Genomic DNA, 24,152 nt, shown 5'->3' on the forward strand with positions numbered 1-24,152 from the left:
ACCCGCACCGAGATCAATACCTTTCTTGACAACTTCACCCCCGCGGACCGGGACAAGGTCAGCTCCGGCACCGCAGCGGACCTGTACTCCATCACCGTCTGAACCGCAGCGCGGACACAGACGCCGGCCACGGACCGTCGCGACAAAATTTCCCGCCCGGTGGTCCGCCCCGACTAGGGCACAACCCGAGCGACACCGCTGAGGCGACGGTCCCGGCGTCGGCGACCACACCGACCGCGCAGCCGCCGCCCGCAAGCCCCCGCCCAGGCTCGCAGCATTAGCCAGCCCACATCAGGCAGCACATCCAGCACCTGACCAGCACGCAACCATCTCGAAGGAGAACATCATGACGACAATCACGAGCACACCGACGACCGAGCAGGAGGCGGCGGCGACCACCGGCGTACGCGCGGCACCGCGGACCGGTCCGCGGACGGTGGTGATCACCGGCGCCGCCGGCGGGATCGGAACCGCCCTCGTCGAGCGGTTCCTTGCCGACGGCGACATCGTCATCGGCGCCGGCCGCGACCTGCCCGCCCTGCGCAAGGCCGCCGAGGGCTGGGTCGAGTCACTGGCGTCCTCGACCATCACGGCGCACGTACTGGCCATCGACGTCGCCGACCCCGTCAGCGTCTCCGCCTTCGCCGCCGACGTCGCAGCACTGACCGATCACGTCGACGTCCTCATCAACTCCGCCGGCTATTTCCCGACAGCCTCGTTCGAGGACATGACTCTCGAGCAGTGGCAACGCGTCATCGACATCAACCTGACCGGTGATTTCCTCGTCATCAAGAGCCTGCTGTCGCTGATGAAGGCCTCCGGTCGCGGACGGATCATCAACATCGGCTCCGGCACCACGTTCGTCGGAACCCCGGGCCAGGCGCATTACGCAGCGGCCAAGGGCGGGGTCCTCGGCCTCACCCGAACCCTGGCCCGCGAGCTGGGACCTCACGACATCACCGTCAACTTCCTTACACCCGGCCTCACCATCACTCCCGCCGCGGTGTCGGCCATGCCCGAGGCCGCCATGAAGATGCAACGCGACACCCGCGCTATCCAGCGTGACGAGTACCCCGCCGACGTCGTCGGGTCGGCGGTGTTCCTCGCCTCCGACGACGCCGCCTTCATGACCGGCCAGACCGTCAACGTCGACGGCGGTCGGTACCTCGTCGGCTGACACGACAACGCCCGACGCCGCTACCCGCACCGCCCGCTGGGCCGGCCGCCCTTCTGCGATCGCAGGGGCCGGCCGGCCACCACGGCCAACCGCCCCACCGCCGCGATCGTGCGGTGATAGACCGGCCCGCAGCGGCGGGTATTGGGTCCGGGCCGGGGTCGAGACCCGCCACGGTCCACGCACCGTCAGGACGTGCCGACATCTAACGACACGCTGCACAACCACGGAGGAACAGATGACCGCATCCACCGAGTCAGTCGCCGGCCGGCCCGTCAGCTTCGCCCGTGTCGCAACCACGCGCGCCGGACGCTACGGCAAACAACTCACCGCGCACCTGGGGCACCGCCTGACGACCCACTGGAACGACACCGACAACATCGGCTGGATCCAACTCGGCGAGGCCCGGGCCCACTTGATCGCCGACGACGACGCGTTGCACATCCGCATCCATGCCCCCGGCGACCTCGACCGGCTCGAGGACGTCGTAGGCCGCCACCTCGTCCGGTTCGGCACGAAGGACGAGCTCGTCGTCAGTTGGGCCCGCGACGACGGCAACCCCGGCACCACCCAACGCACTTAGTCCCGGGCCCGACGCTCGCCCACGTCCGCCACCGCCAATGCCCCGGCCCGGACACCGGTGGTCCCGAACCCCCACCGGCCACCCGTGGGCGCCGTTCCGGCGCCGCCGCGTGGACCAGACCGGGAGGAAGGCCAGATAATGATCGATCCCAACACCGAGAACCACGCCACCGTCGACTGGAGCAAAAACCACCGGCCTGGTGATCGCCCTCCTCGCCGACATCAGCATCTCCGCCCAGCACGCCTTACTGGTCGACGGGCACATACCCAACGGGGTGTGAGCAGCTGGCGGTGATGCGCCCGACGGTGGCGGTGATCGCGGCGTCGTCGACGTAGACGGTCATCGGCAGTACCAGCGCAGTTCGATGGCGCGGACGTCGTCGGGTACGGCGCAGTGCCGTGGAAGGCGGTGCACGCTCATCTGCCAGCGGAGGGTGGGCCGCGGGTGACGCGGCTGGACGAGCCGGGCCGTGTCGACCAGGTAGCGCGAACCTGCCGGGGTGGTGATCCAGTCGCCGGCGCCAATCGCGGCCGCATCCTCGGGCATGTCGATGTAGAGGGCGCAGCGGCGGCCGAGCGGCAGCGGGGGCGGGCTGATCACGTGCTCGACCCGTGTTGGGCGTTGGCGGCGTGGCGGGGTGTGGGCAGCGCGGGCATGGTCTCGCCGACGACCCAGGTCCAGGTGTCGGTCCCGGTGGTGACTTGCAGGGTGTCGATGGCGTCGCGTTCGTCGGCGTCGTCGAGCAGGTAGGCGGCGGTGGGGACCTCGGTGTCGGTGAACACGACCGAGGCCATGGGCGTGGCCGCGGCCAGGTTGTAGCGCAGGCTCTTGGTCAAGCGTCGCCGCGCCGTGATCGCGGTGTCGAGCAGCAGCTTGTCGGCGGCGTTCTCGTAGGGCAACCAGTGCTCATCGGTCATCGCCAGCGACAGCTCCTGGACGCTGGCCAGCCCGGTGCGACCGACCGTGAACGTGGCAATGACCATCAGGTGCCCTGCCTCGTCGGCTTGCCACAGCTCCAGTTCATCGGCGAAGCGTTTGAGCATCCGACGGTGCAGATCGTCATCGAGCATCAGTGGGGCGTCGGGCAGGTGCTTGATCACGAGCTTGTGCCCGAACCGGGCTGCTGGCTCGACCGTCTTCACCTCGCCGATGAGGATCATGAACTGACTGCTGCGGCCCTTGGCGCGGGCCGGGGCCCAGGCCGACATGCGTCGCGCGGCCAGCTCGGCCTTGTGGTCGGTGCTGAACGGTTCGGGGATGAACAGACGGCCGGCCAGCGGCTTGCCGCGGGTGAACTTGCCGCGTGCGGCCTGGCGCAGGTACCAGCTGACGATGCGCCAGTTGCGTTTGCCGGCCATCGCAGCCGACCAGGTCGCGAGGTCGGCTTCCTGCCAGAGGTAGTGCAGGACCGAGCGCATCCCCAGTCGGGTGCCGTCCGCGGCCACCGAGTCGCTGCCACCGTCGCCGCTGCTGGCCGGTGACGGCCCGTTGCGGTCGGCCTTGGCCATCCGGAATCCCAGCCGCAGCGCGGTGACCCCCGTGTCGGCCTGTTCGATGATCGCGGCGCCGAGCACCTGACCGAGTCCGGACAGGGCCTCGGGCGGCAGGTAGGACGGGCAGGCGGTGGCGTGCACCATCCCGGTGTCGGGCATCCGTTTGACGATGAACCGCTCGCCGACGCGCGCGATGTACATCGGCACGCCACCGTCGACGCACAGGCAGGCCGGGCGCACGCGGTGGCTGTAGGCCTCGGCGAGCACACGTTGGGCGTCGACGCTGGTGGCGCTGATCTGCGCGCCGTCGACGTCGTAGATCGGACCGTCAGCCGTCTTGTCGACGTCGTGCTCGGGCGTGGTCACGGGGTACCTCCGGCCGGTTCGGGCTGGGTGCTGCGTGCTTGTGCGGGGAACTGGTCCCAGGTGCGTCCGTCGAGGGCTCGGCCGGTCTTGTGGCCGCCCAGTCGCACCATCAGCTGGCCGTCGACGGTGCGCATGCGGTGGCCGTTGACGCGGTTGTTGCCGACGCAGCGACGAAACAGCGGGTCGTCCTCGCCGGCGGCGTCCAGGCCGTGGTCGACGTCGGTCCACTCGCCCCACTGCTTGAACGTGGAGGCCACCTCGGCGGCAGTGCACTGGTCGCGCAGCTGCCGGACCCACCTCGGCGACATCGGCCGCGCGCCTGGTCCGGACTCGCTGCCGGCGACGACCCAGTCGATGCCGGGCACGCCGAGCAGGTGCGGGGTGAGGTCGGCCTCGTCCAGCAGCGGTTCGCAGGACAGAAACCGGACGGCGGCCGGTGTCGCGCGCAGCAGCGGGATGCGCTGCTCGGCCCAGCGCTGGTTCTCGACCGAGACGCCGAGCCACACGTTCGACAGCGGCATCATCACTGACCGGCCGTGGTCGATCGCCCAGTAGCCGCGTCCTTGTTCGGCAGCGCGACCGGCCAGGCTGCCGTCCGTGGCGGCGTCGAAGACGGCGGCCTGGCCGGGGTCGGCCAGCAGGGCCCGCATCCGGCCTGGCCGTTTGGTCAGCACCTGGAAGGTGTGCAGCCAGGCCAGCCCCATGACGGCGAACACGCGGGCGATGAACTCGTCGGGCACGTCGGCGTGGAACAGATCGGCCATCGAGTTGACGAAGATCATGCGCGGCCGCCGCCACCGCAGCGGCTGGTCAAGGCGCTGCGGGTGCAGCTGCACGCCAGTGCTCGCACCGACGCCGGGTCCTTCAGAGCGGCGGCCGCTTATGCGGAACGGGGGAGTGCGCTCGATGTAGCAGTGCTCGCAACCCTCGCTGACCCGGGTGCAGCCGGTGACCGGGCCCCAGGTCGCGTCGGTCCAGACGATGCCGCTGTGGTCGCCCATCGGGCCCTCCAGGCGCGGGTGGTGGTGTGCGGGCGGTGGTGACGGCAGGACGCGGTCCGGCATCGGTGCCGGGGACGGCGCGTCCTGCCGCCTGGCGGCGTGCGGGACTGCGGGGTGGTGATCTTGGCGGGCTGGCCGTAGTTCCACGCGTGGTCGGTCACGGGTCGAGCTGGTCGTGGGTCTCGATGGCTGGATGTGCTGGGCGGTCCGCGAGCCGGTTGTGGGCGGCTCATCGGGCGGTGGCCTGGGGGTGCGCCGACCGCTCGGCGACGGCGTGCAGGTAGTCCGCGACGGCCTGGTGCAACTCGTTGGTCGCCGCGGTGATCCACGCGTCGACGCCGGACTGGTGGGCGGCGTGTAGCGCGCATTCGGCGTCGTAGAGGTGACAGGCGCACGCGTCGACGTCGAGGTCGACGCGCTCGGCGGCCGGGTTGGCTGTCGTGTGGGCGGTGGTGGTGCTCATCGGGGGTTCCTCTCGGCCTGGGCGTCGCGGTAGGCGCCGAGTAGTGTCAGGCGGCGCTGATGCGTCGCCGGCGGGAGACGGTGCGGGTGCTGGTGGCGAGCTGCTCGGCGATGTCGCGCACGGACTTGCCGTTCTCGGTGAGGCGGCGCACGACCTCGTCCTGCTCGGCAGGGGGCAGCTGGGACAGGCGGATGCTGCGGCCGCTGAGCGCGAGTTCGATGGCGATCTCGTCGATGTCGTCGAGGGCGTTGCTGGGCGGCGTCGGTGGCTCGGGGTCGGTGTCGATGTCGTCCCAGGCCAGGGGAGTGAGCCACTGACGCTGGGTGGCCATGGCCAGGGCGTCGGCGATCGCGCGCTCCCCGCGAGGGGTCTGCGGCTCGGGCCGGGTGTTCCACAGTTCGTCGTAGAGGGTGGCGACGTCGCTGGCAGTCCGGGCGGTGACCTCGTCGCCGGCGAGCAGCGTCATGCGGAAGTTGCCGCGGTCGCGGCCGAGGCGGTCGGCGATCCAGGCTGGTGGCCAGCCCAGGGCGACGAGCGCCTGCAGGCGGCGGCGGGTGCCGGTGCCGTCGATCTTGCGGTTGGGCGCGAGGTTGTCGTGTTCGGCGTCGACGGCGAGGATGCGACGGGCTGTGTCGGCGCGCACGTGCGCCTGCAGCTGGCCGTTGTCGCCGTTCATGATCCGCCGCAGCCAGCGCTCGCTGACGTCGGCCAGGAAGGCGATGCGGGGGACGCCGAGGCCGGTGTCGCGCAGCCGCTCGAGGTGGGCGCGGACCAGGTCGGCGTCGACCAGCGGGCTCCACCGGCCGTAGGTGAGATCGCGGTTGCGGACCCGGGTGGCGGCGGCGTTGGCGGCCCGGCACTCCAGGCAGCGGCACTCGTCCTTCTGGTAGGCGAGCAACGTTCCGTGCTCGTGCGGGTGCCCGGCGTGCTGGCAGTCGCGTCGGCGGCCACCGGCCTCGCGTTCGGCGCGGGCCTTGGCGATCGCTGCCAGGCGCAGCTGGGTCTCGCAGGAGTGTCGGACGAAGTACTTGTTGGCGAAGCCCTGGCTTCGGTAGGTGCGGGTGAACCCGCACGTGGGGCAGCTGCGGGTGATCGGGCCCGTCGGGGCGGCGGCCATCTCAACCCGCCTGCCCGAGGACCAGCTTGAGCGCGTGCTGCTCGCGCTCGACGCGCTGCTGCAGGTGACGGGCCGACAGGTCGTGCCCGGCGGGGCTCTGCTTGGGGTCCAGCACGTCGTCGAGTTCGCGCAGCACCTTCTCGGCGCTGCGGATGTGTTCGGCGGCGACGTCGAGGGCCGCGCGGGTCAGGCGGCTGTGCGCGTAGCAGGCCAGGTTGCCCAGACGCGCGGAGGTCTGATGCAGGAGGGTCAGGTAGGCCAGTTCCTCGCCGCGCAGCTCGGCGATCTGCTCGGGGGTGGCCAGGTCGTCGGTGACGCTGGCACCGGCCAAGTCGTAACCGTTGTGCCGGTCGGCGGCGCTGGTCATCAGGCCACCTCGCCCTCGGCGGTGTAGCCGTAGCCGGGCACGCCGGCCTTGTCGAGCACGCTCTCGATCCAGTCGGTGCGGAAGGTGGCGGCGTCGCCGACGTGGTCGTCGAAGTCCAGGGCGTGGAACTGGCTGCTGGTGGCGGCCCATTCGCCCGCGGTGAGGCTGCGTTCGAGGTGGGCTTCGATGGTGGGTCGGTCGACGTAGGCGATGCTGAGGTCGAGGTGGTCGCCGAGGTCGCGTAGCAGCCGGTACGTGCTGCCGGTGCCGTAGGCGGCGTAGGCCTCGACCATCTCGACCAGAGCGCGGCACTGGCGGGCGAGCTGCACGGTGCGTCGGGTGAACTCCACTGCCTCGTCGGCAGCCTGCGCCACGGCGGTGTCCTCGTCGAGGCCGGCGGCGATGAGCGCGCGGGCGCGGCGTTCGCTGTGGTCGGCGGCGGCGGCGCGGATCTCGTCGGTGATCTCGGCGGGGTTAGTGACCGGGGGTGCGACGGGACTGGTGGTCATCACCGGATCACCTCGCCGAGCGTGGCGATCTGGAAGACGACGTCGACGACCATTTGCTCGAACGCGGCGGGGTCGTAGTCGGTCACGCCGTCGGCGACGCCGGGGACGGCGGCAACGGTAATCACGCCACGCTCACGGGCCACGGCCAGCGCGCTGCTGACCAGGGTGAGCAGCTGCGGGTCGCTGATGCGGTCGGGGTGGGCGTAGGTGAGGGGCTGGTCGATCAGAACGGTGACGGCGCGGTCGATGTCGTCGAGGTCGCCGCTCCACACGGCGCGTGTGCCCAGGTGGATGCCTTCGGCGAGGACCTCGTCGGGTGGGCAGTCGGCGGTGTAGCCGTGGACGCGGGCCCAGTGCAGGCTGGCGCCGTTGACGGCGTTGAGGAGTAGGTCGCGGTTGAGGGCCTGTTCGGCGGTGTAGCCGGTGAGATCGGACATCGGTGTCTCCCTGGTGGCGTCGTGGCCGCGGGTCGCGCGGCTCAGGCGACGTGGGCGGTGGGGTGGCTGGCTGCGGTGGGCAGCGGGTGCCGGAACTCGGCGAGGACGTAGATGGCTTCGCTGTCGAGGTCGAGCACAAAGCTGCGGGTGCCGAGGGTGTCTTCGAGGCCGATCAGCTGGCGGCCGCCGTTGAGTTGGGCGCTGCCGACCAGGCGCAGCTGGTCGCGACGGTGGTGGAAGACGGCCATAACGATGGCGCGCACGACCTGGCTGTCCAGGCACGTCGGTCGGGTCGGGGTCTCGACCCAGTTCATCCGGTCGATCGCGGCAAAGATCTCGTCGCGCTGCGGCTGCTCGCTGGTGAAGCCCATCCGTTGTCCGAGCGCGGTCCAGGACAGCCGGTCGGGGCTGTGGGTGCTACTCGTCATCGCTGCTCGCCTCCGGTGGGGGTCAGGAAAGTCGAGTGGCCGGAGGTGGTCCAGACGTTGACCACCGCTCCTAGGCCGCCGTCGGGGCCGTCGAGGCGCACGACGTACTCGATGCCGTTGTCGTGGTGGTGGACCGAGCTAATGCGCCCGAGCCGGCGAGTGCCGCGGCGGTGGACCTGTACGCGGTCGTTGACCTGATGCGGGGTGCGCGGGGTGGTGTCACGCTGGGCTGCGTGGGTGGTAGTCATGGCTGCCTTTTCGCAGTGGGTACCCTTGTAGGGTACTACCCTATTCGGGTAGTATGCAAGTGGGGTAGCACCCCTTCGGGGTACGCTTCGAGGGTGAATGAGCAGCCGCCGGTCGTGGCCCACCAAGAGGTCGGGCAGATGCTGGATGTGACCAAGCGCCGCGTGACGCAGCTGGTGACGCGCGAGGATTTCCCGAAGCCGATCGCGCACCTGAGCGTCGGCCGGGTCTGGTCCTACGAGCAGGTCAAGGCGTGGGCCGAGAGCAACGGCCGGACGGTGCACCCGATTGCGGGCCCCGCCGGTTCCTGACCCCGCGCCGACGCACACGGCCATGCCCATGCCGCCCAGCCAGGCGTGTGGCCTTGCCTCGGTCGCTGCGTCCTGACCGGAGATGTGCGTTGCGCGGGAGGCCGGCGGCGTCGGCCGGGATGCACGCCACGGTGTTAGGCGCTGGGGCTGCCGATCGGTGTCCGGCGGCGTGATCCGCTGGTTCGCGGCCATGTCTGCTCCTGGTGGTGAGTAGTGCTCTCACCACGAACAGGTGCAAACGGAGGCCGATCACTGTCACCTGTGGCTGAAATTTCTTGGGCCACGTAGTGCTGGACCCGGTGGGGTTTTGGTTTTTCTGCTTGGCGCCATGAATCGGCGGGCCCGATCGGGTGTCGACGACTGCGTGGCGCGGTCATCGTGCGGGCCCGTCGCGGCGCGGTTGGGGGGCGCTGATCGGCGTCGACGGCGAGCTGGGCACGGGCCCGCGTGGATCGGTGGACCATGGCCGGTCAGGGGCCGCTGCGGCGACGTCGGGGGCTGCGTCGGCGAGGCGGTAGTCGAGGCTGCGGGCCGGGTTGCCCTCGGGTAGGCCCCGACGGCTGGTCACCTCGTGCAGCAGCTGTTCGACGTCGTGGCCGCCGGCGACGATGCGGTCCAGGGATTGGGCGAGCGCGGGCCAGTGCGGGTCTTGCAGCACGCGGGGGTCGATCGCGCGGCAGACCGCTGCCCACCGGTCTTCGGCTGCGGGGGGTTGGGCCGGCGCGGGTGCGGACGGTGGGGCGCTCGGCGGCTCGGTGGGTCGGCTGACCTGGTTGAGGTGGGCGACCCGTCGGGTGCCGTACGGGGACTCGACGATGACGTGGTTCGGGCTGGGGTGGTCGACGACTCGGCCGTGGCCTAGACGACGCCCGCCGCCGCCGTTCTCGGTGACGGCGTGCACGGTGGCGGTGGTGCCGAGCGGGAACTGCTGCGCGGAGCGGTAGGTGCTGGTGTCGCGTGGCTGCGCGGGGTGGACGCGGTCGGCTTCGGTCCATCCGCCGGGTGGGGCCTGCTGCATCGGGGCGTTGCCCTCGACGTGATCGCGCGGGGGAGCGGTCGTGGGTGCGTCAGCGGACTGGCCGAGGTGTGGCTGGCCGTCGACGGTGACGTTGGTGAGGCTTGGGTCTTGGTCGATGCGGCGTAGCAGCCGGTCGAGGTGCCGGGCGTTGAGGTCGGTCGGCTCGGAGCGTAGCTCGAGGCGCATCTTCAGATCCAGGTCGACGGCGTAGGTGACCCAGACCCGTTGCCCGCTGTAGGTGGCCTGGACCTGGTGCACCGACGCGTCGGCTGCAGGCGCGGTGCCGGCGGGGGACTTTTCGCCGGCCGGCGGCGGCGCAGCGGTCGCTGCTGTGGGTGTCGGCGTCGCGGCTCGGGCCGCGGTGAGAGCGTCGCGGGCTGCGTGGGCGGTGTTGTAGTAGGTGTCGTCGCTGTGGACGTGCCGCAGCTCGCGCTCCACGCTGGGGCGGTCCATCGCCGTGACGGGGGTGCGGGCGGCGAAGCTGGCGGCCGCGGTGTCCTTGGCCATCTGCTGGTGTTCGGCGGGCGTACGGGGCGGCTGAGCGGCCCAGTCGCGTACGGCAGCGGCCGCGGCGGGCTCATTGACCGGCGTCGACGGGACTGGCACGGCGTTCGCCGCGGCGGCCGGTGACCGGTCGGCAACGACACCGTCGGCGGGGCTCGCGGGCGGTGCGGCGGCGCGGCCGCCGCCGCGGGGCTGCTCAGGCGTCGCCGTGGCGTCGTTGGCGGTGCGCTGTCGTTGCTTGTCCTGCTCGGCGAGCTCGGCGGCCAGCTCGGCGCTACGGGCGCGGGCTGCGTCGAGGGCGTCGCGGCGTGCGAAGGGGCGGCAGTAGTCGTCGCGGGCCCGGTCGGCCTCGCGCGACAGGTTGTCGGCCTCGGCGCTGATCCTGTCGCGGGTGCGTTCGAGGTCGCGGACGCGGTTCTCCAGTTGGATGACGATGCCCAGTGGCCGGTCGGTGCGCAGCTCGTCGTAGGCGACCTGGATGGCGCTGCGGGGGATGCCGGCCAGCTCCAGGGACAGGTGCGGTTCGAGGAAGCGGCGAGGGGTGGCGATGACGTCGAAGCCGCCGAGGTTGCCGATGTGGTTGGGCTTGTCCCAGGCGGCGAACTGGGTGGTGTCGGGGTTGCTGCCGCCGATGGTGGCCAGCGCGTTGCGCAGGGCGATCGCGGCGTCGGCTCGGGCGCTCCACCGGTTGCCGCGCACGGCCATGCTGAAGCGGTCGCCACTGGTGTCGATGCGGTGGTCGATGGCCTGGTCGATCTGCGTGAGGGCGGTCTCGAGGGTGGACAGCTGCCGCTCGGCCTTGTCGATGGTGCCGGACAGGGTGCGCTGGTTGCGGGTGTGCGAGCGCTCCAACCGCTCCAGGCGGGTGACTTCGGCGTCGAGCTTGGCCTTTTCCAAGATCCTCGGGTCACCGGTCGCGAGCGCCTTAACCTCCGAGTAGCTCAGTGCGGTCTCGCCGACGTCCTCGATCTCGCGCACGTCCAAGCTCCCGCGCATGACCTGGCCGATGAAGCGGGCTTTGCGTTCGACGGTCTGCCAGAGGTAGGCGTCGAACGATCCCTCGGAGACGTAGCGGACGACTTCGACCTCGGGGTTCTGGTTGCCTTGGCGCAAAATGCGGCCCTCGCGCTGGGCGATGTCGGCCGGCCGCCAGGGGCAGTCGAGGTGGTGCAGCGCGACAGCGCGGGCCTGCACGTTGGTGCCGACGCCCATCTTCTCCGTCGACCCGATCAGCACGGAGACGCGGCCGTTACGGCAGGCCGCGAACAGCTCGCCCTTCTCCTTGTCGTTGCGGGCGTCGTGCACGAAGCGGATCTGCTCGGCGGGCACACCGCGGTCGACGAGCAGCTGCTTCAACTCGTCGTAGACGTTCCAGTTGCCGGCCAGACCGGTGCCGCGCCCGCGGGCACTGGGGGTGCCGAGGTCGCTGAACACCAGCTGCAGCGCGCCGAGCACGTTGGAGTCGCTGTAGCGGCGCTCGGCGTTGGCGTGGTGGGTGGCGGCGATCCGGTTCGCGGCGACGGTGAGCTTGCCGTCGCGGTCACCGGGGACGGGTTCACGGCCGAGCAGACGCAGATCGAGCGCACCCATCCGCCCGTGGGTGGCCACCCGGAGCATGTTGTCCTCGTCGGGCTGCACCTGCCGGGCTTGCACCTTGTCGGCACGCTCAGACAGCTCGGTCATGAACTCGCGCAGCTGGTCGGTTGCGGGCACGACGACCGTCTCGGCCTGCCCGTTGCGCAGGTCGGGGGTGGGGAGTTGGAGGTCCTCGGCGGTCTTGATGTCGGCCGAGACGTGCCAGATGCGCAGCAGCTCGGGGACGTTGCGGAACTTCGCGAAGCGAGCCTTAATCCGGAACCGGGACCCGTCGGGGGCCAGTTCGAGGTCGGAGGTGACCTCGCCGAAGGTGGCGGCCCAGGTGTCGAAGTCGGTGAGGCCGGCGTCGTCGAGCAGGTCCGGCCGCAGGAACCGCTGCATCGTGTAGGCCTCGGCCACCGAGTTGGCGATCGGGGTAGCGGTGGCGAAGGTCGCGACGCGGCCGCCGTGGCGTTCGCGCAGCCAGGCCAGTTTCATGTCCAGGTCGGAGGCGCGTTGTGAACCGTCGACGGCGACCCCGTCGATGTTGGACACGGTGCGCAGGTTTTTGTAGCCGTGGGCCTCGTCGGCGAAGACGTAGTCGATGCCGGTCTGCTCGAAGTTGATGCCGGGGTCCTTGGCCGAGTCGGCGAGCTTCTTCAGCCGCTCCTCGGCGCGGGCCAGGGAGTTCTCCAGCCGTTTGACGGTCAGGCCTCGTCCGCCCTTGGCGGCCTCGAGCTGGTGGCGCATCTCGGCCAGCTGCCCGTCGAGGTAGCGCTGTTGGGCCTGGATCGACAGCGGCATCCGCTCGAACGCCGAGCGGGAGACGATGACCGCGTCCCAGTCGCCGGTGGCGATGCGGGCCACCATGAGCCGACGCTTGTCGCGCTGGAGGTCCTCGACCGAGGCGGCGAGGATGCGGGCTTGCGGGTAGAGCTGCATCCACTCGCGGGAGAACTGCTCCAACATGTGGTTCGGAACCACGACGCACGGCTTCTGCGCGAGGCCGAGCCGGCGCAGCTCCATCGAGCCGATGACCATCTCGGCCGTCTTCCCGGCACCGACCTCGTGGGCCAGCAGCACGGCGGGCTCGGCGATGATGCGGGCGACGGCGGCCAGCTGGTGTTCGCGGGGCTGGAAGGTGACGGTCAAGCCGGGCAGCTGCATGTGCGCACCGTCGTAGGAGCGCAGCACGATGCTGTTGAACATGTCGTTGTAGCGGCGGGCCAGGCGTTCGGCGCGGTTGGGGTCGTCCCAGATCCAGTCGCGGAACCGCTCGGTGATCTCCCCGGCCTTCTCCTGCGCGGCGATGGTCTCGGTGAGGTTGGGGATGCGGGAGCCGTCGGGGAAGTGGTCGTAGATGCTGATCTGACGTTGCTCGAGCAGGGCCGCGGTCAGTTCGCCGGCCGAGGCGCGGCTGGTGCCGTAGGTGCTGGTGGCCAGCACGGTGTGCCGCCCGCCGCGCACGGCCCAGGTGGACCCACCGGGGTGTTCGACGGCGATGCTGTCCTCGTCGAGCAGCTCGCGCAGGAACTGCTCGACGACGTCGGCGCTGATCCATGACGCGCCGAGGCGGGCGTCAATCTCGGCCGGGGCCAGGTCGGCGGGCACGACCTCGCGCAGCGCGGCAATGTTGGCATCCCAACGGCGGCCGCCGTTGGTGCCGTCGGGCAGCTGGGTCGCGGCGTCGCGTTCGGCTGCGGCCTCGGCGGCGGCGAGCTTGGCGCGCACGTTGCCGCTCAAGTACTCCGGAGCCGGGATCAGGCGCTCCTGCTCTTGTGAAGAGCCGCCGGCGGGGTCGGCGAACACGATTCCGGTCAGGGCCTCGCGGGTGTCGTGCTCGCTGCGGCCGAGCAGCCGGGCGACCTCGCCGAGGCGGACCTCTCCGTGGGTGTCCAGGCAGATGGCGACGGCGTCGGCGGGGGAGTCGGCGCCCAAGCGTGGGGTGCGGGGGGCGATGACGCGTCCGCGCATGATCGGGGCCTTGCGCGCGGTGCCGGTGGTGGCGTCGAAGTCCTCCAGCGCGTACACGGCCGGCGCGTGCGGGTCGGAGCGGAACCCGCCCTGGCCGGGGTTGATGCGCGCTAGCCGGTCCTCGCCGGTGACCTCGTCGACGCGGCCGGTGCGCCGCCAGCTGATCCGGTTGATCGGTCCGAACTGTTTGACGTAGGCGTCGTAGCGGCTGTTGAGCTGGCCGCGCAGCGCGGCGAGCTGGTCGGTGTCGTCGACGACGGCGGCCTCGGCGGCCAGCAGGGCCATCGTGGTGTCGCGCAGCCCGAGCAGCGCGGTGAGTTCCTTGGCCTGGCTCTTGGGCACCTTGTGCTCGGCGAGCGCGCCGTCGGCGACCACGGTGAACGTCGTCGCCCGGCCGGTTCCGTTGTCGACGGCGAGGTGGCCTTCCTGCCGCTCCAGCGCGGCGTCCGGCCGGGAGATCGGCACCGGCGCGGGTTGGCGCTGGTCGAGGGTCAGGGGTGGCGCGAACAGACCGCCGGCCGGGCTGGGGTTCTTGGCGACAGCGCCCTCGAGGATGTTGCGGAGCAGGCCGGGCAGTTCGTCGTCGTGGTCGCGGCCGACCGTAACGGCCAGCTCTGGCCCGAACTGCCCTGAGCGGGTGCCGACCTCGCCGATTACGTGGTGCGGGTGGTGCTCGGCGAAGTAGCGGTTGACCAGGACCTGGCGTTGGGCGTCGCCGCCGATCGAGACGGTGCTGTCCCATTCGCTGGTATCACCGGGTCCGTCGGCGGGGTCGCGGCGGCGCAGCACGAGCACGTCGGTGATGACCTGGGTTCCGGCGGCCTTCTGGTGGGCGCTCATCGGCAGGCGCACCGCGGCGACCAGGTCGGCCATGCCCGCGATCTCACGCCGGGCGGCCGGGTTGGCCGAGTCCATCGTGTAGTGGCTGGTGAGCACCGCGACCACGCCGCCGGGCCGGGTTAAGGCCAGGGACTTGATGATGAAGTGGTTGTGCAGCGAGTGGCCGCCGGCGTTGTGGGTCTTGTCGTGCAGTTTGATGTCGCCGAACGGGACGTTGCCGACGACCAGGTCGAGGTAGTCGCGCGGCATGCGGGTGTCGGCGAAGGACTCGTTGCGGATCTGGGCCTGCGGGTAGAGGTGCTGCGCGATCGCCGCGGTGGTCGGGTCTAGCTCGACACCGAACACCGCCGCATCGGTGTCCCGCGCAAGGTCGGGGGCCAGGCCGAGGAAGGTGCCTGCTCCGCAGCCGGGCTCCAGCAGCCGCAGCGGCCGCCCGCCGGTGGCCGCCGCGGTGTCGAGCCCGTGCTCGGCGACGACGTCCCAGATCGCCTGGGCCAGCCCGGCGTCGGTGTAGTGCGCGTTCAGGGTCGTCTTCGACGCCGCTCGCCACTCCCGCTCGTCGAGCATGGACCGCAGCTCGGCCCGCGCAGCGGCGAACTGCTCGTCGGTCTCGTCGAACACCTTCGGCACCGCGCCCCAGCCCGACCAGCGCGCCAGCACCGTCTGCTCCGCGGCGGTGGCCGGACGGCCCTCGGCCTGCAGCTGGCGCAGCATCCGCAGCGCGGCCACGTTGGCCGTCACCTTGGCGACGGCGCCGGCCGGGGCGAGGTCCTGCTGCGAGCGGGGCCGGAACACCGGCGGCGGGTCGGTGCGGTTGTTGGCGGGCGTGGCCTCGTCGAGGGTGGGCTGGGGGTCGGGCAGCTGGAGGAACAGCCTGTTGCCGGCGCGCTGCACACGCGGGCCGCCGCGGCCGACGTCGGCAGAGGGGCCTGCGGGGTCGACTAGCTCGGCGGCCTCTGCGGGTCGCTGCCGTTCGAGCTCTGGCGTGCTGCCAGTTCTTCCTCCGTCACGTAGTGCAGGAACGGGCTGTCGTCCAGGTCGTGATAGTTCGGGTGGTCTGGGGTGAGCACCATCGGCATCCAGTCGGTCTGGCCGATCACTCCCGGCTCCCGCTCCTGCGTCGGGTCGTCCGGGTCCGCTGAGTCCTCCGCGTCCGGGTGCCCCGGTTCCGGTTCGAGCAGCACCATCTCCCGCAGCACCTGGGACTCCGCGGTCGCTCGGGCCATCCGCAGCCGGCCCACCTTCTGCAGGTACTCCTCCCCGCCCGGGTCGTCCCCGGCCAGGCTGATCTCCAGCGCCTCGATCTGTATCTCCACCTCCTGGCCCAGGTCGGTGAAGAACGTCTCCGGGTCCTCGATCTGGCGCAGCTGGTTCGGACGCCACTTCGCCCAGTGCTGCTGAGCCACTCGTCCGTAGCGGTTCATTGCCTGCACCTTCTCCCGTCTCCGAACCCGCCGCCGTGTGTGACGTCGGGTCGTCCGCGTCGACGACATCGTCGGCGGGGCCCCACAGCAGCGCGTCGAACGACATCTGCCCGTCCGACACGGGGGACTCGTGTCGTCGGTTGCGTCGGTTGTTCCCACTGCCGGCCATGCGTGCAGCCTGCTCACGAGTGTCGCACCGGATGCGAGCGCAGCGGCGCTGTGACGGCGTGTGCGGGCCTCAACCGGGCCCGGTGTGTGTCAGTACGTGGTGTCACGCTCAATACGACACAACAGCGGACAGGCGGGCGGTGTGTGATGAACGCACGAGACGATCGACGGCGCGCGGGCCTTCGTCGGCAGCGGCGGCGCGGCTACGGGGTGGCCAGGCTGCTGGTCGCGACCCCGGCCATGGTCGGCAGCCTGCTGCTGTTGGTGCTGTGCAGCTGGGCCGGGCAGTGGGAGGCGTTGCTGTTGCTGGCCTGGCTGGCCAGCGCCGCGGCCGTGTTCACGCCGGTAGGGGAGCGGGCAGCGGTGCGATGGGCATGCGGGTTCGTGCGTCCCAGCGCGCGGCAGCGGGCGCAGCTCGAGCCGGCGTGGCGCCGGGTCCTGGGCCGGTGCGGCGTCGATCCAGGCGACGTCGACCTGTACCTGCAGCGCAGCCGAGCGGTCAACGCGTTCACCGCCGGGGGCCGCAGCGTGGCCCTCACGACGGGTGCTCAAGCAGAATTTGTAAAACCCCACCTAGTCCAGCATCACGAGCAACCCGCGAACACGGCTCGTGTCGAGGCGCTGCTGGCGCACGAGCTGGGGCACTGGGCCGGCAACAGCACCCGCGTAGGCCTGGTCACCGCGTGGCTGGCCGCGCCGTGGCGTTTGGTGAGCCGACTGTTCCTCGCACTTGGCCTGGCGTTCGCGCATCGGCAGCCGCGACGCCTACTTGCTCTGCTCGTCGTTGCTGTGGTGGGCGTGGCGGTGGTCCAGGCGATCCAGCACGGGCAGCCCACGGTGGCTGCTCTGCTGGTCGGCCTCGCGGTCGGGGGGGTGGGCTGCCCGCTCGCCGACGCGGCGCTGAGCCGTCGTGATGAGTACGCCGCCGACCGTTACGCCGCCGACGCGGGCTACGGAGCGGATCTGGCGGCGGCGCTGGCGTGCCTCGATGGCGGCAGCGAGCACCGCCGCCCGGGCCTGCTCGACCGGCTGACCGCCCGGCACCCGTCCGTGGCGCAGCGTCTTGACGCGCTATACGAGCTGGAGCTGGCCGGCACGCAGGTTCCGCAGTCGCCGGCGATCCTGGCGGCCGCCGCCGCGGGGCCGGCTGTCGCGGTGCGCTGATGCGCTCGCGCGCGTGGGGACGGCGCGGTGCCGCTGCGGTGGTGCTCGCGGTCATCGCCGTGCTCGGGGTCGCCTGGCGGGCCCAGTCCCACGGCACCACACACACTGGTTCGCGTCCACCGACCAAGACGGCTGCGTCGCCGACGTCGCCTGCGCGCCCTACGGCTGGCGATGCGCCGCTGAGCTGGGCGGCAGCACGCCAGGCGTTGGCAACGCTTCGGGTGCTGCCGCGTCGGCCGTATGAGCAGGGCTACCAGCGTGACTGCGGCCAGGGGCAGGGCTGCGTATTCGGTCCTGCCTGGACCGACGACCAGAACGCCCCCGAGGGGCACAACGGGTGCCGCACGGTAGTCATTCTCGCAGCGGGGACATCCAGTCAGACGCCGAGAGCAACGCCATGCGGCACCGACTACGCAACGAAGTAGGCCACCCCGAGCCTCGGGTCTACCAGGAAGGCTGCCCCACGTCGCCTAGTCGCCGCGGCCGCGGACATGGTCCCACGACAGTTGTCCCAAGACTGTTGGGACGACTGCGCGGCCCAGCGACGCCGTCATGAGGTGGCCTTGGAGCGGCGTTCTCGGTGATGTTGTCGACCCACCGCGGATCCTGTGGGTAGGCCATGCGGCGCTGCTCGACCTGAATGGCCAGACGAAGGGGCCATCCATCCGCATCACTCCGAGAGTAGCTCGAGACGTAGAAGCTTGGCAGTGCGAACGGAGCCGTCCGGCAGTGGGTTGGTTGTGCCGCCGTCGGTGGTGAAGAAAGCCACCCGCCCGACCTGCCCCGGCTCGCGGCCCCAAGCGCCACTGGACGGACCGAGTAGGCGCTCATCCAACGGATCGCCTGCGACGATGACACGGGGCTGGTCGACCGGACCGGCCAATGCGACCCGGTCGATCGTGTTCTCACGGTGGGTGGTGATGTAAGCGACGCCGGCCTCCTCATCGATACAGAAGTCGTCGGCCATCGTGCCCCCGCCGACCTGTTGCGGACTGCCGGACGGCGCGTGAGTCGTCGGGTCAACGCCGACGCGCATGAACAGTTTGCGGCTAGTAGAGGTGTAGTACACGCATTGCGTTCTCGGGTCGTACCGGACACCGTTGATGCCTGGCTGTGGCGGCTTCATCGGATGTCGAAGATCCTGCGTCATGCTCACGTCGGCGAGCCAGACGTCCGGTGTCAGAGCCGTTCCGTCTTCGTGTAGATCGACGCGCCAGACGAGTCCGGCGATGCTGTCGGCGACCAGCATGACGTCTGGGGCGACCAGGCACCCACCGTTGAGTGCGCGGGCACGATCGTCGAATGTGCAGACGTCGCTGACTCTGGGCTGATCGCCCGGTTTCCACCCACGCAGATCAACTCGCTGTAGGTACGAACCCGTTCCTGCATAGATCTCGGAGGTGGCAACGACGAAGACATCGGGCATCACCTCGACAATGGCCGTGGGCGGGTGAGCGAAATTGTGGATCAAGGTGGGCGTCTCGGGCGCAGCGCCCTGCTGGGCGGGGACGAACCACAGTTCGTGCTGGTTCATCGCCGTCACCAGAATTGAGTTATCGCTGCGGACGGCGAGATTTTCCAGGAAGTAGTGAGCCGAAAACTCCGCAACGACCGTCAGCGCTGCTCGCGAGGTCGGCACGTTGACAGGCATCCCATCGTCACCCGGCGGTGTCATTGATCAAGACCGAGGGCATTCGACGGCACGTCGAAGGCGGACAGAGTGAGGGAGACGCCTGTGAACCAGCCGAGCAACATGGTCAGGTCGACTATTCCGGCGTCGCCGATCGCGTGCTGGGCGCGTCGGAATAGTCCGACCGGGACGACGCGCGGTTGCGTGAGCGCGCTCGCGAGCTCGTACACGACGCTCTGGCGAGGGTCGTCAAACGAGGTAGGCCGGTTGGCGATGAGTGCCTCAACTTTTTCGGCTGGCAGGTGTCCGGCTCGCTCGCCAATTTTCTCATGCTCGTAGTTGGAGTAAGCGGCGAGCCAACGACCGTTGATGATGTTGGTGGCGATCTCGATCTCGGCCTTCGTCAACGTCGACGTTGTCTGGTAGTACGCGCCCACCGGAACCACGGTTTTCGCCAGCGTGGGGTTGCACAGCCAAATCTTGTGCGGTCCAGGTACGAGCCCGCGCAAGCTCACCGTGTAGTTGTAGGCGTCCTTCATATCTGTCGGCATCTTGTCGACGGGCGTCTCCACGAATCGCCCAAATGTCCCAAAGTCCGAGGGGTCGTTCGTCTCGGTCATGAGGTCATACTCCATTTCGACGGGCTCGTGTTCGGGTACAGAACGGAGGGGTCCTGAGACAGGGCGGACTTCAATTGGACGGTCCCGTCGTCCGCGAGAACCTCCAAGGTCCCTGCTTCGATTCCGTCGAGCGCCTTCTCAACCACCAGTTTGGGGTCGGCCTTCGGGACGTCCCAACCAGCCATCATGTCGGTGTCGACGCTACCTACAAGAAGTCCGGTGACTTGAGTTCGCTGATCGACAAGTTCGAGCCTGACGGAGTTCGTCAAACCCCATTCTGCTGACTTCGCCGAGCAGTAAGCGCCTACGCCGTCGAACGCCAACCACGACAGTGCTGACAGCATGTTCAGGATGGCGCCGCCGCCGTTCGCGCGCAGGATCGGCGCGAATGCTCGCACCATGTTCAGGGTTCCGTAGTAATGGGTGTCCATCTCAAGCCGTATCTTGTCGAGATCTCCATCCACCAGACGCTGATTGGTGGACGACCCGGCGTTGTTGATTAGCAGTGAGGTGTCTTGGGCTGCAGCGGCAGCGGCCGCGATCGCGGACTGATCGGTGACGTCGAGGGTCAACACTTCGACGCCGGGTATGCGTTGCACGGCATCTGGGTTCCTGGTTGCTGCGTACACGCGTGCCGCTCCCCGCTCGAGCAACTGTTCGACGAACTGCGCTCCCATGCCGCGGTTGGATCCCGTAACGAGTGCCGTCGCCCCGACTAGCTTCACGTCGCCTCCTGGTGCGGTTTTGCTTTCTGGGCCGACTGAGGTCATCGACGGCCGCCAGATCAGCGTTCCGCGGGAGACATGACCGGGACAATGACGCGCGACCACAAGACGAGGCCACCAATATGACGTGATCCGAACGCTGGCCCGGTCGCAAGGGGTGCAACTGGTCTGACCAGTTTCTGTGTGACCTTTGTCCGCAGAACAGTTCTACTCCGTCTCGGCCTCGGTACCGCGCCGCGGCTGACCAATAATGATGACGTTGCCGCTGTTTCGTCGTTGCAGGGCTGCCGCATCGAGTGACGTATTTTCGTGCCCGCGTTGGGTGACACGGCATGCGACGTCGAACTCCGTGAAGCTCGAACTCTGAGCTGTAACGAGCGCGCGGATTTTGGCAGAACGCCTTGGGCCATGAGCTGGTCGAGGTCGCGATGCACATCATGTTCTTTGCATCGGTCAACGCGTCGCAGGCATCTTCTGTCGCGCCGGCTGACCGTCAATGGCTCGACGATTGTTTCGACCCGGAGTCAGCCTCCGCAGGCGAAGGTCGGCGCCATCGGCACCTACGACACTGCACATGTGCTGGGCGCTCTATCACCCACCGACTGAGACGTCATCCACCGAGGCAACTGTCGGCGTTACTCCTGGGGGGCGGCTCTGAGATCAATCGAGCGAGTCGCCGAGGAGATCCTTCATGCGGCCTTTCGCGCTGTCCCCCGAAGCGCGCAGCAAAGCCACGCGCGACCTGCGTGACGGTGGCCCCTTGATGTACTCGTCGTACGCGGTGGGGTCGTCGGCACCGGCGCAGTGCTTGATGCGATGAGACGCAGTTTGCGCGTGGGCATCGTGGAAACCCGAAACTGGGGCAGCGGCACGTCCTCGCGCTGGTCCAAGTTCAAGCGTGCGGGCTTGCGCTACTTCCAGATGCTCGACTTCGGTCCGTCCCGTGAAGCGCTTCGCGAGCGGGGCACGTCGAGGACGCTGGCCCGTACCTGGTGCAGGTGGTGCCGTTCCGGTGACTGCTCAGGCACAGAGTGTGGGAACGGCTCGATGTGGGCGCAGGGGATCGTTGCCCACGACGCGATGGCTGCGGCGTCCGGTCACGGGCCTTCCAGGGCGCTGGCACCTCACCAGACGCGCGCCCTCAGATCGCACCCGCACTGCTGTCCACCCCGCTTGTCGGCGCCATCCGGTGTTTCAATGCCCAAGTCGATGACACCCGCCACACCATGCACTGTTCCGCACTGCCGCGTCCTATCGGGCCCTGGCCGCCAGCCGGGCTCGTGTCGTCGATCAAACGCTTCGGCGTTCGGGTGACCGCATCGCACTACGCGACGTCAGAACGGGCGAGTAATTCGCGGTTGCCACCAAGCAGGTCTTCAACGCCAGCGGCGTCTGGACTGACGACCCAGACCATGGTCGACAGTCGGAGCCGGCTGCGTGTTCGAGGGTCTAAAGGCGTCAATGTGGTGGTCCGCAGGGACCGCGTGCAGCTCGACACCGGTCGGATCTTGAGGACCGAGGCCCCGGTCCCCTGTGTAATCCCACGGGGCGGCACTGGACAATGGGGCCACGACCGACACCAACCGGAAGCCGACAAGGCCCATCCCGCGGACGCCGCGGGCGAAGTCGACTACCTGTTCGATCGCCTCAATCGGGGCGCTACGGACGGCCGTGACTGCACATGATGGCGAGGGTGTTTCTGAACGTGCGGCCGCGCCTGGCTGATAGGCGATTCGACATCGAACTGTTGCGAGCACAGAATGACGCGGTGGACTAGACCTTTCGCTCAGGCAACAACCCGATGACGCGGACGCCGCGCGCTTCGGTGCGAAAGACATCGTTCCGGCAAATAACGCTACGGAGCGGGCGCTTGTCGCGACGGGTGTGCAGCTGGCCGCCACATGCTTTACGGGTGTTGCGGTGCCTCGTTCGAAGGCCCGGCGCCCGCTTCCAGGAAAGCAAAGACGGCAGCAGCATCTTGATCCCCGCGCCCTGCGTCTTGGGCTCCGCGGTAGTAGCTAGCCGCCCTCGTTAGCAGGGGCGTCGGGGACCCGGCAGTTTCTGCAGCACGGTCGATCAGATCTAGATCCTTCAAGAAGGTGCGGATTCTGACGAAGGGCTCCGAGTAACCCTCATCGGCCATCAACGGTCCACGCAGTTCCAACATCCGCGAGGTGCCAGCGCTGTTTCCAACCACTTCGAGGACACGGTCGAAATCAAGCCCGAGGCGTCGCGCAAGTAGCAACGCCTCCGCCGCAGCCAAGGTGTGCACAGCCACGAGCATGTTGGTCACGAACTTGAAGCGAGAGCCATTCCCGAACGCGCCCACGTCATACCACCGGCTGACGAGGTCGCCCATCACGTCCGAGGCTCGGCTCTTGGCTGAGTCGTCGCCGCTGACGTAAGCGACCAGCTCGCCGGCGAGGGCTTGCGGGGCCGAACCACTCACCGGGCAGTCGAGCAGGGTGATGCCGGCGGCCTGAGCGAGTGCGCGCGCGGTGCGTTTTGCATCTAGCGAAAGCGTTGAGGTCTCGATAATGACTAGATCTTGACGATCAGCGGTTTCGAGTCCATGAAGCGCGGCGATGACCTCAAGCAATGCGGTGTCACTCGGCAGCGACGTGATGATCGCTGACGCGTGACAAGCAACGTCGTAGGGCGTCTCGACGATCACGCCGCCCCGCGTCCGATGTTCGGCCAGGCGCAGGTCGTCTACGTCGGTGCCAATCACGCGTCGGCCTGCTCCAATCATTCGCGTACTCATCGCGGAACCCATGATCCCTAGCCCGATCACGCCAACGTTCTCTGTCGGCTCGACAGTCACCCCGAGCTGCCGAGGGCGGCCGAAACCTGCGGCATTACTTTCGAGGACATGAGTTCCATCGACCGGCGGGCCAGTTCGGGATCGACCCAGTCCATGCCGGCGTAAACCAACTCACCGAAATCTCCGGTTGTCTCGCGTAACGCAAGTATCTGCTCGGCAACGGAGTTTGGTGTGCCGCAAATGACGAGGGCATCCAGGACACCGTCAAGTGTCACCGACTCGTCCGGATCGTCTTGGTCCGCTTTGAACAGACCCAGACGCCCACCTTTCGCCATCTTTCGCAACATCTGCTCGTAGTAGAACCGATAAGGGCTTTGGGGCGACTCGCGGCCGTAGGACCGAGCATCGGCATCGTTGTCTGAAACGAAGATCGTTCGGGCTACGCGCCAATCCGCCGGCTGCGCGGCCTGACCAACCGACTCCTTGCCTTCGCAGTACTTCGGCCAATGGGTGGTGACCCATTTGGGCAGCAGGAAGTTGGCCGACAGAGGGTGAAAGTCTCTGGTCCCCATCGCTACGACGCCGCGTGAGTAGGGAGCGACGACCGTGCCCACGATCTCGGGTCGCGGCTGTTGCAGCGGTCTGGGCAGGATGCCCATTCCAACCTCAGCGTCCCAGGTTCGAGCCGTTGTCAATTCCCACCGATTTCCGGCCATCTCTAACTGGTATGGCGCGTCTTCCGACCATGCGGCCAGGATGACGTCTATCGAGTCGGCAAACATGGCGTTGCGATCGGTGTCGAGGAGTCCTAGAACCTCGGCATCGGACGGCAACGCTCCAGGACTGATGCCAAGGATGAAACGCCCGTCGGCGAGGTGGTCGAACATCGCCGACTGAGCGGCGATCAGCACCGGATGCATGTGCGAGAGGTTGGTGGTCCCCGTCGCGAGTTTGATCTGCTGTGTGTCAGGGATGAGGGTGGCAAGGAAAAGCAGGCTGTTGGTGATTTTTTCGAACTCGTCGGTAAGGTGCTCGCCGATAAAGGCGTCGTGAAACCCGAGTCGGTCGGCAAGAATGACCGCGTCGCGATCCTCTTTCAGTGTGGAAGACCAATCGCGCTCTCGCGGGTGCATCGGCATCGCGAAGTATCCCAGTCTCATCGTCTCATCCGTCCTCTCGACCGGCACAAGGTCGACGCGTAGCAGTGCGGCGTTGTCGGCGACCGACACAAGACAGCTAATAGGCATCGCC

21 protein-coding genes and 1 pseudogene are annotated in these 24,152 nt (G+C 68.9%); 5 read left to right on the forward strand and 17 right to left on the reverse strand.

The window, feature by feature from the left end:
• Positions 1-346: 346 nt before the first annotated feature.
• Positions 347-1,177: an SDR family NAD(P)-dependent oxidoreductase gene (locus ACFFCA_RS00970; RefSeq protein WP_375481049.1), complete on the forward strand. Its 831-nt coding sequence runs from the start codon at positions 347-349 to the stop codon at positions 1,175-1,177.
• Positions 1,178-1,412: 235 nt separating this feature from the next.
• Positions 1,413-1,757, forward strand: a complete 345-nt coding sequence (locus tag ACFFCA_RS00975) for a DUF2218 domain-containing protein (RefSeq protein WP_375481050.1) — start codon at positions 1,413-1,415, stop codon at positions 1,755-1,757.
• Between the two features lie 339 nt (positions 1,758-2,096).
• Here ACFFCA_RS00975 and ACFFCA_RS00980 read toward each other — a convergent pair whose 3' ends face one another.
• From ACFFCA_RS00980 to ACFFCA_RS01025, 10 genes are all read right to left on the reverse strand, one after another.
• Positions 2,097-2,357, reverse strand: a complete 261-nt coding sequence (locus ACFFCA_RS00980) for a hypothetical protein (RefSeq protein ID WP_375481051.1) — start codon at positions 2,355-2,357, stop codon at positions 2,097-2,099.
• Positions 2,354-3,616: a DUF1173 domain-containing protein gene (locus ACFFCA_RS00985; RefSeq protein ID WP_375481052.1), complete on the reverse strand. Its 1,263-nt coding sequence runs from the start codon at positions 3,614-3,616 to the stop codon at positions 2,354-2,356. Before ACFFCA_RS00985 ends, ACFFCA_RS00980 begins: the two co-directional genes overlap by 4 nt.
• Entirely contained in the window at positions 3,613-4,617 is a 1,005-nt protein-coding gene (locus ACFFCA_RS00990; RefSeq protein ID WP_375481053.1) for a phage Gp37/Gp68 family protein, read from the reverse strand. Before ACFFCA_RS00990 ends, ACFFCA_RS00985 begins: the two co-directional genes overlap by 4 nt.
• A gap of 229 nt (positions 4,618-4,846) precedes the next feature.
• A complete protein-coding gene (locus ACFFCA_RS00995) occupies positions 4,847-5,080 on the reverse strand; it encodes a hypothetical protein (protein WP_375481054.1) in 234 nt (77 codons plus the stop codon).
• Between the two features lie 46 nt (positions 5,081-5,126).
• A complete protein-coding gene (locus ACFFCA_RS01000) occupies positions 5,127-6,197 on the reverse strand; it encodes a helix-turn-helix domain containing protein (protein WP_375481055.1) in 1,071 nt (356 codons plus the stop codon).
• Between the two features lies 1 nt (position 6,198).
• Positions 6,199-6,564 carry a hypothetical protein gene (locus ACFFCA_RS01005; RefSeq protein ID WP_375481056.1) on the reverse strand — a complete coding sequence of 122 codons (366 nt, stop codon included), beginning with the start codon at positions 6,562-6,564 and terminating at the stop codon, positions 6,199-6,201.
• On the reverse strand, positions 6,564-7,073 hold the full coding sequence (locus ACFFCA_RS01010; protein ID WP_375481057.1) for a hypothetical protein: 510 nt from the start codon (positions 7,071-7,073) through the stop codon (positions 6,564-6,566). Before ACFFCA_RS01010 ends, ACFFCA_RS01005 begins: the two co-directional genes overlap by 1 nt.
• On the reverse strand, positions 7,073-7,510 hold the full coding sequence (locus tag ACFFCA_RS01015) for a hypothetical protein (protein ID WP_375481058.1): 438 nt from the start codon (positions 7,508-7,510) through the stop codon (positions 7,073-7,075). The genes ACFFCA_RS01010 and ACFFCA_RS01015 overlap by 1 nt, the downstream gene beginning before the upstream one ends.
• 41 nt (positions 7,511-7,551) lie before the next feature.
• On the reverse strand, positions 7,552-7,938 hold the full coding sequence (locus ACFFCA_RS01020) for a hypothetical protein (protein WP_375481059.1): 387 nt from the start codon (positions 7,936-7,938) through the stop codon (positions 7,552-7,554).
• Entirely contained in the window at positions 7,935-8,186 is a 252-nt protein-coding gene (locus ACFFCA_RS01025) for a hypothetical protein (protein WP_375481060.1), read from the reverse strand. Before ACFFCA_RS01025 ends, ACFFCA_RS01020 begins: the two co-directional genes overlap by 4 nt.
• A gap of 93 nt (positions 8,187-8,279) precedes the next feature.
• Here ACFFCA_RS01025 and ACFFCA_RS01030 point away from each other — a divergent pair, with 93 nt between their 5' ends.
• On the forward strand, positions 8,280-8,495 hold the full coding sequence (locus ACFFCA_RS01030; RefSeq protein WP_375481061.1) for a DNA-binding protein: 216 nt from the start codon (positions 8,280-8,282) through the stop codon (positions 8,493-8,495).
• A gap of 373 nt (positions 8,496-8,868) precedes the next feature.
• Here the strand turns inward: ACFFCA_RS01030 and ACFFCA_RS01035 are convergent, their stop codons facing one another.
• Both ACFFCA_RS01035 and ACFFCA_RS01040 read right to left on the reverse strand, forming a co-directional pair.
• Complete coding sequence (locus tag ACFFCA_RS01035) at positions 8,869-15,300, reverse strand: helicase-related protein (protein ID WP_375481062.1); 6,432 nt, start codon at positions 15,298-15,300, stop codon at positions 8,869-8,871.
• A 47-nt stretch (positions 15,301-15,347) separates the two neighbouring features.
• Positions 15,348-15,830: a hypothetical protein gene (locus tag ACFFCA_RS01040; protein WP_375481063.1), complete on the reverse strand. Its 483-nt coding sequence runs from the start codon at positions 15,828-15,830 to the stop codon at positions 15,348-15,350.
• Positions 15,831-16,145: 315 nt separating this feature from the next.
• On the opposite strand from ACFFCA_RS01040, the gene ACFFCA_RS01045 reads away from it, so the two are divergent.
• Entirely contained in the window at positions 16,146-17,162 is a 1,017-nt protein-coding gene (locus tag ACFFCA_RS01045; RefSeq protein WP_375481064.1) for a M48 family metalloprotease, read from the forward strand.
• A 670-nt stretch (positions 17,163-17,832) separates the two neighbouring features.
• Here the strand turns inward: ACFFCA_RS01045 and ACFFCA_RS01050 are convergent.
• Genes ACFFCA_RS01050 through ACFFCA_RS01060 form a run of 3 tightly spaced genes read right to left on the reverse strand, consistent with a single transcriptional unit; the run spans position 17,833 to position 20,137 of the window.
• The gene (locus ACFFCA_RS01050) at positions 17,833-18,813 is read right to left on the reverse strand and encodes a hypothetical protein (protein ID WP_375481065.1); all 981 of its coding nucleotides are present in this window, start codon (positions 18,811-18,813) and stop codon (positions 17,833-17,835) included.
• A 20-nt stretch (positions 18,814-18,833) separates the two neighbouring features.
• Positions 18,834-19,412 (reverse strand): carboxymuconolactone decarboxylase family protein, encoded by a 579-nt coding sequence (locus ACFFCA_RS01055; RefSeq protein ID WP_375481066.1) that lies wholly within the window; start codon positions 19,410-19,412, stop codon positions 18,834-18,836.
• Positions 19,409-20,137, reverse strand: a complete 729-nt coding sequence (locus tag ACFFCA_RS01060; RefSeq protein WP_375481067.1) for an SDR family oxidoreductase — start codon at positions 20,135-20,137, stop codon at positions 19,409-19,411. Before ACFFCA_RS01060 ends, ACFFCA_RS01055 begins: the two co-directional genes overlap by 4 nt.
• Before the next feature lie 774 nt (positions 20,138-20,911).
• Between ACFFCA_RS01060 and ACFFCA_RS01065 the strand changes: the two are divergent.
• A pseudogene (locus ACFFCA_RS01065) lies at positions 20,912-21,451 on the forward strand (hypothetical protein); the annotation flags it as partial.
• 592 nt (positions 21,452-22,043) lie between these two features.
• On the opposite strand, the gene ACFFCA_RS01070 reads toward ACFFCA_RS01065, so the two are convergent.
• Positions 22,044-22,961 carry an NAD(P)-dependent oxidoreductase gene (locus ACFFCA_RS01070; RefSeq protein WP_375481068.1) on the reverse strand — a complete coding sequence of 306 codons (918 nt, stop codon included), beginning with the start codon at positions 22,959-22,961 and terminating at the stop codon, positions 22,044-22,046.
• On the reverse strand, positions 22,958-24,130 hold the full coding sequence (locus ACFFCA_RS01075; protein WP_375481069.1) for an LLM class flavin-dependent oxidoreductase: 1,173 nt from the start codon (positions 24,128-24,130) through the stop codon (positions 22,958-22,960). The genes ACFFCA_RS01070 and ACFFCA_RS01075 overlap by 4 nt, the downstream gene beginning before the upstream one ends.
• Between the last annotated feature and the right edge of the window lie 22 nt (positions 24,131-24,152).

Origin of the sequence: uncultured Jatrophihabitans sp. (genome assembly GCF_964252635.1) — a bacterium.
Lineage (GTDB): Bacteria > Actinomycetota > Actinomycetes > Mycobacteriales > Jatrophihabitantaceae > Jatrophihabitans.